A 15,861-nucleotide genomic window follows, 5' to 3' on the forward strand; every position below is an offset into this window, starting at 1 on the left:
ATGCTGTTACCAATGAGACAAATCTTCCAAGAGATGTCAGCAGAAAAGTTGCGTTTAGGCTTAACGATTTTGGCGGTGGCATGGGCAACGCTTTGTATCGCTGCCATGCTGGCTGTTGGTGAGGGAATTCGACAGGGCGTGCTGAAAACGGCGCAAAATGGCAATGGTAATCTGATCTATCTGACTGGGGGGATTGCGACGGTTGATCATGGCGCTTTTCATCAAGGTAAATTTCTTACGCTTAAGATAGATGACGCTAAAGTCATCAAGGCATTACCTGAAGTAGCCAGTGTAGCACCCAGCGCGAAATGGAATGAAAACATCACAGCAGGAAACCGAGGATCATGGCAAAAGCCGCTCGCGGTTCCAACGGATTACGCATCAATGACTAATCTGAAGCCTTTACCCGGCGGGCGATGGTTGAATCCTCTTGATCAAAACCAGATGCGCAAAGTGGTTGTGCTCGGTTATTCATTAGCAGCGGATTTGTTCAACCCAGTTGATGATTTTAACTGGTTTGCCGCTGTTACCTTGCAAGCCGATCCGGTTGGTAAAAAGGTTAAAATTGGTAGCGAAGAGTTTACCGTGGTCGGGGTACTTGCCAAAAACAGTGGACGCGTTGAGCAAGGTGATGACATCAATTATTCGAGCTTTGTTCCGCTTGCGACTTGGCAACGCTTTCATGCAAATGGTGATATTGGTGGTATTAATGTTGAGCCAAAATCGGAGACCGACCGCAAGAGGTTGGCTGAAACCATTCGCCAAGTGATTGCGCGTAAACATGGAGCCAGTGTCAGTGATGAACAAGTCGTACAAGTGGAAGATATGTTCATGCAACAAAAGAGCATGCAGCAGTTCCTGATAGGTTTGCAAAGCTTTCTCGGCATTATTGGTTTTGTCACGCTAGCTGTGGCTGGTGTTGGGATCGCGAATGTGATGTACGCGACTGTTAAACGCTCTACCCGAGATATTGGAGTTCGTATGGCGGTAGGGGCAACGCCAACGGCGATCCGTCTGCATTACTTAGTTCAATCGTTAATGACCATGATGATGGGAGGCGCGTTGGGGCTCGGTGTTACCTACAGTCTCATTTCCGCAATCAGTGCCATCAATCTAGAAGGGAATGTCTTCTATGAGGATCTCGGTAAACCGGTTCCAGAACTTTCGTGGACCGTGGTTGCGATAGTGATCTCTACCTTGGTGTTTATCGGCGTCGCGTCAGCTTGGTTACCTGCCAATCGGGCAGCCAAAGTGAGTCCGCTGGAGGCACTACAAAGTGAATAATAATTCTGGAGAAAGCATGGTGAACAAGCCGCTTGTCGAGCTGACTAATATTTGTAAGTACTACGCGAATGGTGAGGTCGAAGTACGTGCACTAGACGGCGTTGACTTAACCATCAACCAAGGAGAGTTTCTTTCTATTCTTGGGCCATCTGGCTCTGGCAAATCGACGCTGATGAATATGCTTGGTTGCCTGGACAAACCGACGGATGGTGAATACCTTTTGGGTGGTCAAAATGTTGCAAGCTTAACTGCTAATGCTCTAGCAGGGATTCGCAATCAAAAGATTGGTTTTGTGTTTCAGAGCTTTAATTTGCTTGAATACGCAACGGCTCTAGATAATGTCGCATTACCGCTTGTGTATTCGGGTATCAAAGCTAAAGAGCGTCGCCAACGTGCCGCAAAATTGTTAGAACAAGTGGGGCTAGGGGATCGACTCGATCACAAGCCGAACCAGCTTTCAGGTGGTCAAAAACAAAGGGTTGCGATTGCACGAGCTTTGGTTAATGACCCGCAAATTATCCTTGCTGATGAACCAACTGGTGCTTTGGATTCCAAATCAGGTGCAGAGATTGAAGCCTTGTTCAACCAACTTCATGCAGAAGGTCGAACCCTCATCATCGTCACACACGACAACGCTTTGGCAGAGCGTACTAAACGCATCATTACGATTAAAGATGGTAAGGTGATTTCAGACCGCAAACCGGATTAGAGATTGTCCTTAGGTGTCTATCGTTCGCTTAAGCGTTGATACTTAACTGTTGATACTTGACTGTTGTTGATGAAAGCGCACTTGGATTTTTGTCTGAGATGCGCTTTTTTATTGAATATTGAGCGAAAAAAAGCGTGAGCTAGGTTTTTAAATAAGCTTATCAATCTGTTAGTTAAACTCTTCTAGTTGCTGAGATTGCGCTAATGTGCCATTGTCGAATCTACGTTTCATGCTAGCGTGATATGACATTCATCGCGGATAAACTTATGCCAAACCCAACGCCAAGAAAAAGTGGAGATCTCCACGTTCAAGCGGTTACTTCTGAAATCCAGCACTATTTACAGGCGAAAACGCTTCCGAAAGCTGATGGGATTGCTTCGGGGACTGCGCGATTTATCATTGAGCAGCAAAGTAACATCTCTCAAGTCACGAACAAATTTGAGGCTGACAACTCAAATGTCGCGCCTGATCTAACCTTGCATCTAGCTAATGGAGACGTTGTTTGTGTCAACCTGTTCAAAATAAGGCCAAAAAGAGTGATACAGCCAAAGAATTTAGGAGCAAAAAGCTTTATTGCAAAATACTTTGGATCAGCTTCCCTTCAGAGTGAATTCAATGATTACTTTGCTAAGGTTTACCGTCAGTTTTTACTCGATAGTGCTAATCGCATAGTGGGTGATGTGTCTAATGAGGCGACAGAACGTGAATTGAAGCGTTTACTAAAAGAGTCTTGTCCTAAGTTCACGCAAGAACTTGAAGAGTTTCGCAGTAAGCTTCTTTATGAGCTGAGAGAGAAATGCTTTGGCTTGTTTCTGGATGAATATAACCAAGCCTCTGAAACCATCGAAAAGGCATTTAACTCCTTGTTTATGAATGACTCCTTCAATGTTATTACTCAGTATGATGGCGAAAGGCTAAAGGGTGTTAAAGAATTTAAAATTGATGTTCACGAGATAAAAAACGTCAGCATATCCAAGGTTGGCTCGAATTCCGTTGGCATTACTGCCGACAATATTACGCTGTTGATCCGATTTAAGTTTGAAAGTGGTCCTGACTCTGCGATCAAGCTAGCGACCAGCTACGCAACACCTAAAGCTGAGAATAAGATCGCTCAGGATAATGCGCGATCTTTGCAGCAGTTTAACGATGCTTTGTCTGTTACACATAAACCTGAAGGTGGGAAAGCGAATTCCAACGCAATCGGCAAGTGCTCCGAAGCTATTTTTTATGCTCAGCTTCTCAAGGTAAACCCAAATGTCATCCAGCTTGATAACCATGCGTTTATTGAGATGTTCGCGAAATATTCACCGGATATTACTGCTACAGAGTTCGAGGGGATACGAGCGACTTCTGTTGGTGCAGTGGATGGTTTAAGCGCGTTTTTGAAAGAAAAGCATGGTGATTTTAAGATCGATTCTATCGAGCTAGTGCCTGATGCGTATTTGGACAACCGCCTCAACACTGCCGATATTGAGTTAGTGCTACGAGTAGGAGATAAGTACGTAACGGAACCTATCTCTCTGAAGGCAATTGCTAAGGCGACCAATACCATTAACTGTAAAAACCCGGGTATTGGGCAAATTCTGGGGAACACTTATTTCGACCTCAGACAGGAAGAGCTCAATGGCACGCTTGAGGCGCTGAAAGAAACGTTCATTAATGATGATGCAGGACGAAGTAGGACGTTGGAATGTCTCTCGGGCAATATTGGTAAACAGCTCGCTAACGCGGTAGAAAATGAGCCACAAAAGCTCATTAAAGGCACTAAAGCGTTGTTGGGTAGTGCGCTGGTGGTTGTGGTCTATTATGCGGACAACAAGTATGCAGTGCTAGAACATGACTTTTCGATTACCAAAGTTCAGGTGCATCGAGACACTCCTTCTTTAATTCAAAACACCTTGTCTTGGTCTCATGGTGGGGATCAAGTGAGATTACGGGTCAAATTCAGTGGGGGTCAATCTCACTGCTGGACATCAATCAAGTTGGCATGCGCTTATACCTTTGCCAAAGAAAGAATCCGCAGTAATGTGTGATTGATATATACCCAAGTGACCTCAAGGCGCAGGATTCGGTGAGATTGGTTTAGGTATATGGATCGAATGTTTTCTGTTCAGCCCTTTGTTTGAAGGGCTTTCTACGGTTGAGAAGTTAAGTAGGTTGTATTTCTGCAACCTTTGTTTGGTCATATAAAACTTGCTTGTAAATGAGAATTACTTTCAATAACATGAAAGATCTCAGTTAAATGGACATCAGTATCTGGAATGCAGTCAGAATCAGTGACCAAAGTAAAGAATGCGTTTCTTTCTGGAATATGGGCGACCTTAGTCAGTATAGGCATCGGATTTACATTCAAAATCTGGCTTGCTGCTTGGGTGCCGAAAACCGACCTAGCCCTATTTCACAGTGTGGTTGATATCATCTCGCTTTCTATGATTCTAATGACTGGGTTTCGATCTTCTATGGTCGTTACTTATTCTCAAACTCAGAATGACACGGATATTATCAATATCTTTCGATTCACTCTGATTTTGGTTGTTTTGATTACTTGGGGAGGTGTGATTCCCTATATCAAACACAGCCTTAGTATCGGAGTGGAGTATCTTCAGTTAGTCGGGATAATCTTTGGTCTTGGACTTAAACTGTACTTTACGAACCTCGTCGCGATGTACCGCCTGTACGATATTACTAACCGTACGACTTGGCTTGACCCTTCACTCAATGTTCTTCTGTTTTTGTTCGCCTATTATGTTGCTGGATACAGCGCACTAACGGCATTGTTTTATGGGTTGACCATTTCTTCACTCATTACCGCTTTGTACATGTACATCAGCCGCCGCAAAGTGATTTCTACTCTCCCAATTAAACCGGTACGTTTAGATCCGGACATGTTTGGTTATGTGAAGAAGAGTTTTACAGCTACGCTTGAGGCGGGTGCCAGCATTCTGATGATCTACATCGCGGTGTTACTGACGATTCGTTACTTTAGTGTCGATGAGCTGGGGGACTTTCAGGTGGTAGTTCGCCCAGTATTTACGTATATGACCATGTTGTTTGTTTTCCCTATCTACCGGTTCGTATTGCCAGAGCTGTCGGTCAAAATCCGTAACGGGGAATACCAAGAGATTCAGTTGATACGACGTTGGGTGTTTAAACTGTCGTTTATTGTCAGCGCTGTTTTCTTCACGACGATGCTGCTGTTTGGTTCAAACATTGTCGCTGGGCTTTTCCCGCCGGAATATATGGGTGCAGTACCAGTGCTGTTTCATTTTTCTATCTTCTTTATTTTCATGATGCTCAACGCTTATCAACTTGCGTATATCAAAGCGAATGGTTATTTCAAAACCAGCTTGTTTATTCGCTTGTCAGGTATCGTGACCTTAGTTGTTATGTTCTACGTGATATCCGCATTTACCCACAATGTCGTCGCCATCATTGTCGCTTTGTGTCTTGGTTATCTGATGATGTTTATCTTATCGAGTTTCAAAGAAAAGCAGATTCGTGAATCACTATTGCTCGATCCGGTTCAACCGTAGAAAGCCGCAGTTAATCAGTCTTGCGGGGAAGTGGGAGGTGGGATTGGCTCTGTCCTAAAACGCAAAAAGGTGACCTTACGATCACCTTTTGTATTCATCACTCCTATTCATCTAGATAGATTCACAAATAGGTATTCTGGTTGCGTCTGTCTTAAAGGTTAGCAACGAACTGCTGGTTAAACTGAGCGTTTACTTTGTCACTTAGCTGTTCGTATTTCTCGCTCAATGCAATTTGTTGAGTCTGTAGTTGACCTGTGGTCAGGTTAGCGGTGTGAAGCTGACCCATCTCTTCCATAAAGCCACTTGTTAGCTGGCTAAAGATGGCATCTTTGCCGATGATAAAGCTAGCGAAGTTCTCTTTTACAAACGCTTGTTCATCACTACTCAAGTTTTCTAAACCAAGACGAGCTTGGTTCGCTGAGGTCACATCTTCAAACGTCGCTTTTGCCGGATCAGTACCAGGCTTTAAGTACGCGGCTTCATTTTTGAAGTCTGCTGCTGTATGTGTTTGTGCGTTTTCAATCAGCTTTTGAGAAAAGCCTCTTACTTCAAAAGTAGACTGTACTGGCTTATGGTCGCTGATATTCTCAAAACCTTCAGTGATAACACTGGTTTCATGGTTTTGTAAGTTGCCTGTTTTGTTGGTTAAGCCGGTATTATCGAGCTCACCGAAGTCAGGACGGTCACGACCTTCTTTCTGTTTAATGTTGCCAGTGTGCTTATCAAGTTGCATGTAGGTGTGGCTATTAAGTGGTTTGAACTTAAAACCGTGCTTGGCTAGGTGCGTATCATCGTGTGCGACAGGATCGTACATTACGTCAGAACCTTCAGCGATACGCTTTTCACGCTCATTTAGGTCACCAGTGATCAGAACCTCTTCGTTCGGTTTGATCCCCTCCATCAACTTGTTACCTTCGAATTCACGTTTGACTTCTTTGTTAGAGTCCAAGTGTGCAGAAATGACGTTTAAGGCTTGACCATTGATCTCCAAAGCCGTTTTTACGCCACCCTTGTTACCAGTGATACCCATGAAGAATTCCATGTTTCGACCACCGATACCGTGACGGTATTCAGACTCTTTTTTGACATTAATATCAACGCCGTCTTTTGCAAAAACAGACATTGAAGTATAGCTAACACCTTCACCAAGACCTTTCGTCATAACTTTCATTTTGTTTTGACTCAGAAGGTTCATACCATCAAGCTCAAGATCGTTAGCAAGCAATTTAGACTCTTGTTCCGCAAACAAGACTACATCATAGTCGCCTTTTTGAATCAGGTTCTGGAAGTAGTTCTTTGTGTCTTCCGGCATCTTTTGGTTTGCTTGGTTATAGGTCAAAGTTAAGACCTTAACGTTGCCGCTGCCTTCTTTTTTATGCAGTTGCTGATTCATCTGATTTAGCTTTAAATCACCGTTTTTTGAAGAATCGGCTTTACTAAAGAAACGATTAAAAAAACTGCGATTCTCTTTTTGTTTTAGAGTAACGTCACCATCGCTATTTTTAGTTACGCTGTACTCTTTACCAAATACAGAACCAAATTTAACGGTATCGCCTTCTTTGGCGTTAGTTTTGATATTTTGAATATCTGCGAGGTCTAAATTACCTCGATGCTGGCTATTAATTTGAATTGTAGACATACATTAAACTCGTATTTTAAATAGGGGAATTCGCAGTAGAGATTAAATAAAGATCCCAGCAGGAAGTGTTTCTGGGATTGTCTCTGCGTTATCCGCTTGCTCAATAAAATGGTGCCATTGCTCCATTCTTTCTAACAGTTGCTGAAAAGTGTTCTGCACATAATCTTGAGGTTTGTTTGAGAGAGAAATAACCTTGTAGATAGTTAATCTTCGGCTATCAGGCATTAGACCGATACCAAAACCACCACGGAAAGGTTCAAGTGCATGTTCGCCAATCGCGATGGCAATCTTTTCTGGAAGAGGGGTTGGTAACTCCACAGGGCTGGTGAGAGACATGTGTAAGTTAATGGTGGCTTCGTTCTTAAATACGGTTAAGAAAAGTGCGTCATCATGGTTATTCGTATCCGATGATAACTCGCACTGAAATAATCCGTTTTCATCAAAATCCGCGCCGTTACCTAAAAAGCTGATACTTTCTTGATAAATATCCATTGTGTTCCTTCTCTGTATTTTTCTGATGGTTCTTATTTGAATGAGAAGAATTATAAAGATGAGGGAATCGCAAGATATTAAGTATGGACGTAAGTTTTTATAATTACTTTCATTCGCTTTGTTGGCTGGTTTTGTCTAAGCCATGAATTTCTTTCATGTTCAACGTGAAGTAATACCAATATTCTTCACGCAATGAAGCAAGTATAAAAAACAGACTGCTCTGGTGTCAGGCACTGTACAGCTGTTTTTGGTCCGAATCCTTCAAGATAGAACGCTGCACAAACTGACGATTGGGATAATCAAAAAACAAAACCATCCCCAAGAACAGAGCGAGTAATCAGTCAGCGTTTATCTAAGGAAATAGGATACCAAGTCACCATGAATAACGATTTCACCTTTGCTATCAAAAGCATTCGTTTTGATGAGAACTACCAACCGTCAGACAGCACCCGTATCACCACTAACTTTGCAAACTTGGCTCGTGGAAGCAGTCGTCAAGACAACCTACGTAATGCACTACGAATGATCGACAACCGCTTTAATGCATTGGCACATTGGGATAACCCGACTGGCGATCGTTATTGTGTGGAATTAGAAATCATCTCGGTTGATATGGATATCCAAGGCAGTGGTGAAGCATTCCCTTCCATCGAAGTGCTTAAAACCAACATTGTTGACCGCAAAACCAACGAACGTATCGAGGGGATTGTGGGCAACAACTTCTCTTCTTATGTGCGTGACTATGACTTTAGTGTTTTACTGTTGGACCACAATAAAGACCAGCCGAAATTCAGTATCCCAGCAGGTTTTGGTGAACTGCATGGCAAGCTGTTTAAAGCCTTTGTGAAATCAGAATCGTACCAACAACATTTCCAGAAGCCGCCAGTGATTTGCTTGAGTGTATCGGACAATAAAGTGTACCGCCGCACGGAAAACCAGCATCCGGTTCTAGGCTTTGAATACCAGCCAAATGAATCGTCACTAACCGAGCAGTACTTCAAAAAGATGGGATTGCAAGTGCGCTACTTTATGCCGCCAAACAGTGTCGCGCCGTTGGCGTTCTACTTCTTCGGTGACCTTTTGAATGACTATTCGAACCTAGAGCTGATCAGTACCATCAGTACCATGGAGACGTTCCAAAAGATTTATCGACCAGAGATTTACAATGCGAACGCGGTAGCAGGGCAGTGTTACCAGCCAAATTTGAAGAACCTCGATCACTCGTTGACCCAAATCGTTTATGACCGCGAAGAGCGCAGCCAGCTTGCAATTGAACAAGGGAAATTTGCTGAGGAGCATTTCATTAAACCTTATAAATCAATCCTTGAGCAATGGTCTGCCGCTTACGCGTAATCAATTTAGAATTTGAAAGGGAATGACGATGAAAACACTATTACCGACTTCAACAGCAGGCAGCTTACCTAAGCCATCTTGGCTTGCAGAGCCTGAAACGCTTTGGTCACCATGGAAACTGCAAGGCGAGGAACTCATTGATGGTAAACGCGATGCGCTGCGTGTCTCTTTACAAGAGCAAGAATTAGCAGGCGTCGATATTGTTAGTGACGGAGAGCAAACTCGCCAACACTTTGTGACGACATTTATTGAACACCTTAGTGGCGTAGACTTTGAGAACCGAAAAACTGTGACTATCCGTAACCGCTATGATGCGAGCGTGCCGACGGTTGTAGGTCCAGTAAGCCGAACCAAACCCGTGTTTGTGGAAGATGCGAAGTTCTTGCGCCAGCAAACCAAACAACCGATCAAATGGGCGCTGCCGGGACCAATGACGATGATCGATACGCTTTACGACGCTCACTATGGAAGCCGTGAAAAATTGGCATGGGAGTTTGCCAAGATCCTTAATCAAGAAGCAAAAGAGCTTGAGGCGGCAGGTGTCGACATTATCCAATTTGATGAGCCGGCATTTAACGTCTTTTTTGATGACGTGAATGACTGGGGTATTGCTTGCTTAGAGCGCGCTATCGAAGGACTAAAATGCGAAACGGCAGTGCATATTTGTTATGGCTACGGCATCAAAGCTAACACGGATTGGAAGAAAACTTTAGGCACTGAATGGCGACAGTACGAAGAAGTGTTCCCAAAACTGCAAAAATCAAACATCGATATTATCTCGCTTGAGTGTCACAACTCGCGCGTGCCTATCGAACTACTTGAACTGATCCGTGGCAAGAAAGTGATGGTTGGTGCAATTGATGTGGCAACCAACGAGATTGAAACGCCAGAAGAAGTAGCAAATACACTACGAGAAGCACTTAAGTATGTCGATGCCGATAAACTCTATCCTTGTACTAACTGTGGCATGGCACCTTTACCTCGTGAAGTTTCAACTGCAAAGCTGAATGCACTGAGTTTAGGGGCGCAAATCATCCGTAACGAGATTGCTGACTAATTTTTGTATCGATAGTTAAGGATACAGAGAAAACCAAGACTGAGTGCTTGGTTTTTTCTTTACGCACAATGTTAACGACACCAGAGGTTAATAATTGATTACTTCCTGCTCAGTAGGGAGCTTCTTCCTGTATTCAAAGAACTGGGCGATCAAGTTGCAGACGACCATTAATGTCATCACACCAATCTGTACGTGAGTCAGGGAATCTCCCATGAGCGTGACGCCTAAGATCATCGCCAGAATCGGGTTAAAGGTGCCAAAGAAGCTGAGCTCATTAGTGGTAATTAAAGGGATGGTATAGACATAAACTCCGTAGGCCACTGAGGTTAACCCGATGACAATCCAACCCATCGCTAGCCATTGTTCTAAGTTCTCTGGCAATAAAGGAACCGTGATGATTCCCCCCGAAAAAACATCCCAATAGGCGAGAGGCAATAAAATGATGCCGCCAAAGATGAGCTTCCATGTCAGTAACTTCCACCAATGGATTTTCTTCATCACGTGTTTAGCAACAACGCTTCCTGCAATCAATGCACTCATGGCACCAACCAAGAGTAATACCGCTGATAGGCTGATGGGTGCGCGGCTGGTTAAGAATAGATAAGTGGAACACGCCAATAGCACCATTGCCGACATCAATTGGATCATGGAGGGTTTGATTTGATGCGCGATCCCCATGATTGCCAAGCTCACAACAGGCAAAGCGATCATGCCTACTCCAACCAAAGTGCTAGGCAGTCGCAGTGCTGCAGCGAATAACAAACCAAAAAACAACGCAATATTAAGGAAGCCAATTAAAAGCAGAGCAGGGAGCTCTGATAACTTGGGCATAGTTGGCTTTAAAATCAATAGGATGAAGCCAGCAGGTAGGGCTCTCCATACTGCTAGTGCAAAAGGTGACCAACCCACAAACTCTGATGAAACGACGGCGTAAGTCGTTCCCCAAAGTAAGGGCGCTAAGATTGCCAAGATGATTTTCATGCGTTGCCTCGATCCAGTTTTAAGTAAATTATGTTTAAGTAAACATAATTTACTTAAACATAAATTAAGGTTAAAGTCACCTTAATTGATCTTTTCTCTGATCTGCTGAATCTAAAATCAGATCATGCGGACGTCAGGCAAGAGAAAGGAGTAAAAGCATGAGTGAAATAAGAGGTGATGAAGGTGTTGGATTTGGTAAAAGCAGTAATTAAAACCCTAATAGGCTTTTTCGTAGATGTTTTCGCAATTTCAGTAATGGTACTATTTACGTTCGGTCTTATTCTTGAAGTTCTCTACTTCGATGCAAAGCTTGTTTTTAAAAAGCAGCATCGCCGTGTATGGCACAGTGGTGATAAGCAGCAAGAGTAGAATGGTATAGAGCGTTATTACACGGATTCATTATTTTGAGCATGACGAGCAAGCAAGTTGCAGAACAGTGGCTATCGATAAACCAAGAGTTGGACGGAAATGTTATTGAACTTGTGACATTGTTTGTTCGGTTTGGTACTTCACTTTCTGACGCCAGAAGCCACTTTTGCAAGAAGCATGGACTAAACCCGTCGGAGTTTGATGTTTTAGCGACATTATACCGTTCTGGCGAGCCTTATGAGCTGACGGCAAAAGCACTCAAAGAGCAGACATTATTGCCATCTTCAGGCGCACTATCAAACCGATTGGAGCGCTTAGAAGCAAAAGAGCTTGTCGTCCGAAAACATGATTTAGTTGATAAGCGCTCAGTTAAAATATCGTTGTCAAAACAAGGGCTAGCGCTGGTTGCCGCAATGGGCCCCGAGTTTTTTGGTGAAATGGCAACGTTATTTGCAGCACTTCCCAATGAACAGCGACAATCGCTATTGAGTTTGATGAGCTCACTTCAGGCTTAAGCGCGTAACCTTAGTTAAGCATTACGGGATATAAAGCTCGAATGCCGCTCACAGTAAAATGAGCGGCATACTTCGTTTTCCGCCTCAGACAAGGCTTAATTCAATTCCACGTTCTTCACCTCAGGATGCTTCAATAACATCACGCGAATCCAGTGGTGTACTACCCACATCACCATGGCGGTCAGCAGCACTGCTACGAATATCGAACTAAAACGGTACAAGATGGAGAAGAATGCGTCTTTCTGTTCAGGCACTAAGGAAGTGGTGAGTGGTACAGATAACGCTGACATTGCCGAGAAGGCGATAGCTGCTTTGACCTGACCTTTCGTTAGCCATAAGCAGAAAGGTCCCATTGCAATAGTAAACGCCAGCCAAAACAACAGACCGTAGCCAAACCAACTGCCCAAGATTAACTGCACCGCCATACCCGCGATACAACCTAGCGCTGTACCGATGATACGGATTTTCGCCATGGCCATTGAGCCTGCCAGTGTCATTGGCGTTAGGATGATGAGGATCGAAGCCTGCGCCGAAAGCGAGTCGTACAAATCACCTATTTGGAACACCAAAAATGCCGCCATTGCTACCACCCAACCCATAGCAACTTGGCTGATGTAGTCGATATCGCTTTTTACTGGCGTGGTCATTTCTGTTTGCAAGATCTTCGACTCTGGCTCTGGGAATAACCAATAAGCGAGAGCACAAACGAAGATGTTACTGAAAGAGATCACCCAAAGATTGACGTTGAACTCTTCAATATCCATGAAATCGTAGCTAGCAAAGTTCAGAACAATCGAGCCAACCAATAACCCCATGTAGCCAAATAAATACGTCTTTGGGTTCATCATTGCAACGCACTTAAACAACATCATAATGCCCACCGCAGCAAACATTAGTAAGGGATGAAACTGAAGGTATTCAAGAATAAAGGTCGCTTGTACTGTGGTCCAAATTGCGGAGAAGAAGACCATCAAAACTAAGGGTAAGCTGAAGTGGTCCATGCGTCCAAGAACGAACAATGGCAGCATGATGGCAAAAAAGCCGTAAGACCAACCAAAGATCATGCTCAATGCCAATCCCATTGAGCAGCCAAACCAAATACGTAGTGTCTTCATCACTGCCACCTAATAGATAAAGTGGAACCAGCTTGCGAGGTGGATCTGTGCTTGTGCCATCAGTTCCCAGAATGGACTGTTGTCTGGGTAAAGCACAATGGTGGCACGTGAACCGACGAATAACGATGAAGGAAGCGCCTCTTGGCTGGTCAAATTAACGCGAGTGCGCTGCGCATCACGTACCCAGCGATTGTTTACTTCTACTTTGGTCAGTGCACCGTTCGGCGTTTGTTGCGCCGCAGCGACACCATAATCACGGCTGGATAAATCGAAATCGTATACTGAGCCTGGATTGGCATCGAACGCCACCATTGCGTGATAGTTTTTATCAACTCCTGCGACGGATTTTTCTCGAAAATCTGCTGCAACCCACATAGAACCAGTTGGGACAAATGTCAGCATTGGCATATTAGTGTTTGCCATGGTACCTACTTCTAACTGTAAGTTCGTTACAACGCCGTCGCTTGGTGCCATGACTGCCGTATTGGCAAGATCGAGCTGGGCTTTTTCAATGCCATTCTGGGCAATACGTACCGCAGTGCTTTGCCCTTTTTTATCCCCCAGTTGCGCTTCAATCACTTTCAGGTTTTGTTGTTCGGCTTTAAGTGCCGCGCGAGAGACTTGGTTTTGCGCGTAAGCGTTGTCTAGCGTGGATTGTGAAATCACCTTTTGTTTAGACAGCTTTTGTAATCGTGTGTACTCACGATGAGCGTTGTTATAAGTCGCTTCGGCGCGCGCAATGTTTGCTTGCGCAGCTTCACGTTGAGAGTAAAGGGTCGCTTCTTTTTCATATGCCGATTGTAGAGACAGTTTGGCTTGCTCTAGAGCAATCTTGTATTTTCTATCGTCAATCTTGAATAGGACATCACCTTGGTGAACTGACTGGTTATTTTCAATCAGTACGTCGGTCACTTTTCCTGAGACTTCAGGTGCAACTTGCACCACATAACCCTGCACTCGACCTTCGGTGGTGATAGGTGCGTGGCGGTCGGCAATAATAATGTAGAAAAATAGTACAATGAACAGGACAATAAGTGTTCGCATCCAGTGTTTGAATTTATGATCCGCTGTCATAACTGATACCTGAATTTATGGGGCTAACAAGCAAATAAGACAAAGGATTATAGAGAAGTTAGTCACAGTTCAGTAGAATGGCAATAAGTGCATGAGCGACCTAAAAGTAGGACAATGAACGTAAGCTTTGATGATCTTCACTTGTTTAGCCAAACCGTGGTGCACGGTGGCATTAGCGCGGCAGCGCAGGCAAATCAATTGCAGCGCTCAAAAGTAAGCCGTCGCTTGCAGGAATTAGAGAAAGCCTTAGGCTGCCCATTATTGATCCGTACAACACGAACGATAGAGTTAACCGAACATGGTAAGCGTTTGTTTGAATTGGTTGGGCAACCGATAGAACATATTCAGCAAGGCTTGAATGTCATGCATGAATATCAACAAGAGTTGACGGGGAAAGTGCGTGTCGCGATTCCATCCGCCTTGATGAGCTCGGCAGCATTTAACTGGATTATAAACGAGTACACCACGCGTTATCCTGAGATGTCGGTTGAGATTGAAAACCATCAAGAGAGTGTGGATCTCAAGCGCCAAGCGTTCGATCTACAACTCCTACCGAGTGTGGCCAAAGTGTCTGATGACAGTTACGTTCAATTCAGCTTGTTGCCATATCGTAGCCACTTCGTTGCATCTCAAGCTTACCTTGAAGCGCATCCACCGCTGCAAAGTATGGAAGATTTAAAGCATCACCGTTTGCTAACAAATCGCTACAACGCCGATTTGTTAGACCCTGAACTTCATGTCGCTGTGAGATCGGACGATTTAAATTTGCTACGTCTAATGGCGATTGCTGGTAATGGCATCGCCTTTATTCCACAGGTGCATTCAAAGCCAGCGCTGGAGGACGGTAAGCTGGTCGAGGTTTTGCCGGAATTTACCCACCCTAAGCAGCATTTGACACTGATTTATCCTTCTAATTTGTTCTTACCCAATAAGGTAAAGGCATTGATTGATTTGTTTAGAGAAAAATTCAAATAGCGTGAGCAGACAGTCACTTTGTCACTTTGCTTGACGGCGGAGATACCGATTCTTGATTTAGAATGACTAGATCTTTAAATCGCCGCCGCGTCTACAAACCAAGTCATTCTCGCTGAACCTAGCATTTCGAGGTTACTTGGGTATACATTGATTATGTTCGAAAGCTTGGAGCAACAAAGAAAGGCGCTTCAAGCCCGCAAAGGAGATAAGAATGCTATCGAAAAATACAACTGGTCTTATTGTTGTCGATGTACAAGGTAAACTCGCAACCTTGATGCACGAAAGTGAAGCCTTGATTGAAAGCACCACCAAATTAGTCAAAGGCGCGAAAGCTCTGAATTTACCGATTGTTTGGCTTGAGCAAAATCCGGAACGTTTGGGACCAACAGTAGAACCGATCCGAGAGGTGTTGGATAAGGCGCACTTGCCGATCGCAAAGTACACTTTTGATGGTGTGAAAGAACCAACATTCAAACTTGCAGTAGAAAACGCCAATATTGATACGTGGTTAGTTTGTGGTATCGAAGCGCATATTTGCGTATATCAAACGGCGGTATCGCTGCGTCAAATGGGCTTCAAAGTGGAGCTAGTGACCGATTGTGTCTCTTCGCGAACAGCGGCAAACAAAGCACTGGCACTAGCAAAGTTAACCGCAAACGGAGTCGGCCTGACGAGCGTAGAGATGTGCTTGTATGAAATGGTAGAAGATTGCAGAGCGCCAGAGTTCAAATCTATCCTAGCGCTTATTAAGTAACGCTACTTCGT

Annotated in this window: 15 protein-coding genes; 10 read left to right on the plus strand and 5 right to left on the minus strand. The window is 44.1% G+C overall.

Translation table 11 applies throughout. From position 1 onward, the window contains the following. From OH463_RS14985 to OH463_RS15000, 4 genes are all read left to right on the plus strand, one after another. Nucleotides 1–1,284, plus strand: a complete 1,284-nt coding sequence (locus tag OH463_RS14985; protein WP_009698446.1) for an ABC transporter permease — start codon at nt 1–3, stop codon at nt 1,282–1,284. 16 nt (nt 1,285–1,300) lie between these two features. Continuing rightward, nucleotides 1,301–1,993, plus strand: coding sequence for an ABC transporter ATP-binding protein (locus OH463_RS14990; protein WP_269991559.1), 693 nt, complete (start codon nt 1,301–1,303; stop codon nt 1,991–1,993). Nucleotides 1,994–2,259: 266 nt separating this feature from the next. Continuing rightward, nucleotides 2,260–4,026 carry a hypothetical protein gene (locus OH463_RS14995; protein ID WP_269991536.1) on the plus strand — a complete coding sequence of 589 codons (1,767 nt, stop codon included), beginning with the start codon at nt 2,260–2,262 and terminating at the stop codon, nt 4,024–4,026. Nucleotides 4,027–4,254: 228 nt separating this feature from the next. Further along, entirely contained in the window at nt 4,255–5,526 is a 1,272-nt protein-coding gene (locus OH463_RS15000; protein WP_038898644.1) for a membrane protein, read from the plus strand. Nucleotides 5,527–5,677: 151 nt separating this feature from the next. Here OH463_RS15000 and ati2 read toward each other — a convergent pair whose 3' ends face one another. After that, nucleotides 5,678–7,165, minus strand: coding sequence for a T3SS effector inositol phosphatase Ati2 (ati2, locus tag OH463_RS15005; protein WP_005444942.1), 1,488 nt, complete (start codon nt 7,163–7,165; stop codon nt 5,678–5,680). A 42-nt stretch (nt 7,166–7,207) separates the two neighbouring features. After that, nucleotides 7,208–7,657, minus strand: coding sequence for an Ati1 family type III secretion system chaperone (gene ati1 / locus OH463_RS15010; RefSeq protein ID WP_005444944.1), 450 nt, complete (start codon nt 7,655–7,657; stop codon nt 7,208–7,210). Nucleotides 7,658–8,035: 378 nt separating this feature from the next. On the opposite strand from ati1, the gene OH463_RS15015 reads away from it, so the two are divergent. After that, nucleotides 8,036–9,010, plus strand: coding sequence for a DUF1852 domain-containing protein (locus OH463_RS15015; RefSeq protein WP_050907086.1), 975 nt, complete (start codon nt 8,036–8,038; stop codon nt 9,008–9,010). Between the two features lie 28 nt (nt 9,011–9,038). Next, nucleotides 9,039–10,067 carry a methionine synthase gene (locus OH463_RS15020; protein WP_005444948.1) on the plus strand — a complete coding sequence of 343 codons (1,029 nt, stop codon included), beginning with the start codon at nt 9,039–9,041 and terminating at the stop codon, nt 10,065–10,067. Between the two features lie 87 nt (nt 10,068–10,154). On the opposite strand, the gene OH463_RS15025 is transcribed toward OH463_RS15020, so the two are convergent. Continuing rightward, on the minus strand, nt 10,155–11,048 hold the full coding sequence (locus tag OH463_RS15025; RefSeq protein WP_269991537.1) for a DMT family transporter: 894 nt from the start codon (nt 11,046–11,048) through the stop codon (nt 10,155–10,157). A gap of 183 nt (nt 11,049–11,231) precedes the next feature. Here OH463_RS15025 and OH463_RS15030 point away from each other — a divergent pair, with 183 nt between their 5' ends. Together OH463_RS15030 and OH463_RS15035 are read left to right on the plus strand one after the other, a co-directional pair. Further along, the gene (locus tag OH463_RS15030) at nt 11,232–11,417 is read left to right on the plus strand and encodes a hypothetical protein (protein ID WP_226982064.1); all 186 of its coding nucleotides are present in this window, start codon (nt 11,232–11,234) and stop codon (nt 11,415–11,417) included. Between the two features lie 41 nt (nt 11,418–11,458). After that, nucleotides 11,459–11,932, plus strand: a complete 474-nt coding sequence (locus OH463_RS15035) for a MarR family winged helix-turn-helix transcriptional regulator (RefSeq protein ID WP_009699875.1) — start codon at nt 11,459–11,461, stop codon at nt 11,930–11,932. Between the two features lie 95 nt (nt 11,933–12,027). On the opposite strand, the gene OH463_RS15040 is transcribed toward OH463_RS15035, so the two are convergent. Then, complete coding sequence (locus OH463_RS15040) at nt 12,028–13,047, minus strand: DUF2955 domain-containing protein (RefSeq protein ID WP_005444960.1); 1,020 nt, start codon at nt 13,045–13,047, stop codon at nt 12,028–12,030. A gap of 9 nt (nt 13,048–13,056) precedes the next feature. Beyond that, the gene (locus tag OH463_RS15045; RefSeq protein WP_005444962.1) at nt 13,057–14,121 is read right to left on the minus strand and encodes an HlyD family secretion protein; all 1,065 of its coding nucleotides are present in this window, start codon (nt 14,119–14,121) and stop codon (nt 13,057–13,059) included. Between the two features lie 114 nt (nt 14,122–14,235). Here OH463_RS15045 and OH463_RS15050 point away from each other — a divergent pair, with 114 nt between their 5' ends. Further along, nucleotides 14,236–15,096, plus strand: coding sequence for a LysR family transcriptional regulator (locus tag OH463_RS15050; protein WP_005444964.1), 861 nt, complete (start codon nt 14,236–14,238; stop codon nt 15,094–15,096). 211 nt (nt 15,097–15,307) lie between these two features. Further along, a complete protein-coding gene (locus OH463_RS15055) occupies nt 15,308–15,850 on the plus strand; it encodes an isochorismatase family protein (protein ID WP_005444966.1) in 543 nt (180 codons plus the stop codon). The last annotated feature ends 11 nt before the right edge of the window (nt 15,851–15,861 follow it).

Source organism: Vibrio sp. NFR (genome assembly GCF_027587095.1).
Lineage (GTDB): Bacteria > Pseudomonadota > Gammaproteobacteria > Enterobacterales > Vibrionaceae > Vibrio > Vibrio harveyi.

Bases quoted from the DNA above. Each gene is read 5' to 3' on its own strand.
- OH463_RS15020 (WP_005444948.1), top strand. From the start codon at position 9,039: ATGAAAACACTATTACCGACTTCAACAGCAGGCAGCTTACCTAAGCCA.
- OH463_RS14985 (WP_009698446.1), top strand. From the start codon at position 1: ATGCTGTTACCAATGAGACAAATCTTCCAAGAGATGTCAGCAGAAAAG.
- OH463_RS15055 (WP_005444966.1), top strand. From the start codon at position 15,308: ATGCTATCGAAAAATACAACTGGTCTTATTGTTGTCGATGTACAAGGT.
- OH463_RS14990 (WP_269991559.1), top strand. From the start codon at position 1,301: ATGGTGAACAAGCCGCTTGTCGAGCTGACTAATATTTGTAAGTACTAC.
- OH463_RS15025 (WP_269991537.1), bottom strand. From the start codon at position 11,048: ATGAAAATCATCTTGGCAATCTTAGCGCCCTTACTTTGGGGAACGACT.
- OH463_RS15045 (WP_005444962.1), bottom strand. From the start codon at position 14,121: ATGACAGCGGATCATAAATTCAAACACTGGATGCGAACACTTATTGTC.
- OH463_RS15050 (WP_005444964.1), top strand. From the start codon at position 14,236: ATGAACGTAAGCTTTGATGATCTTCACTTGTTTAGCCAAACCGTGGTG.
- ati1 (WP_005444944.1), bottom strand. From the start codon at position 7,657: ATGGATATTTATCAAGAAAGTATCAGCTTTTTAGGTAACGGCGCGGAT.
- OH463_RS15040 (WP_005444960.1), bottom strand. From the start codon at position 13,047: ATGAAGACACTACGTATTTGGTTTGGCTGCTCAATGGGATTGGCATTG.
- OH463_RS15015 (WP_050907086.1), top strand. From the start codon at position 8,036: ATGAATAACGATTTCACCTTTGCTATCAAAAGCATTCGTTTTGATGAG.
- OH463_RS15000 (WP_038898644.1), top strand. From the start codon at position 4,255: ATGCAGTCAGAATCAGTGACCAAAGTAAAGAATGCGTTTCTTTCTGGA.
- ati2 (WP_005444942.1), bottom strand. From the start codon at position 7,165: ATGTCTACAATTCAAATTAATAGCCAGCATCGAGGTAATTTAGACCTC.
- OH463_RS14995 (WP_269991536.1), top strand. From the start codon at position 2,260: ATGCCAAACCCAACGCCAAGAAAAAGTGGAGATCTCCACGTTCAAGCG.
- OH463_RS15035 (WP_009699875.1), top strand. From the start codon at position 11,459: ATGACGAGCAAGCAAGTTGCAGAACAGTGGCTATCGATAAACCAAGAG.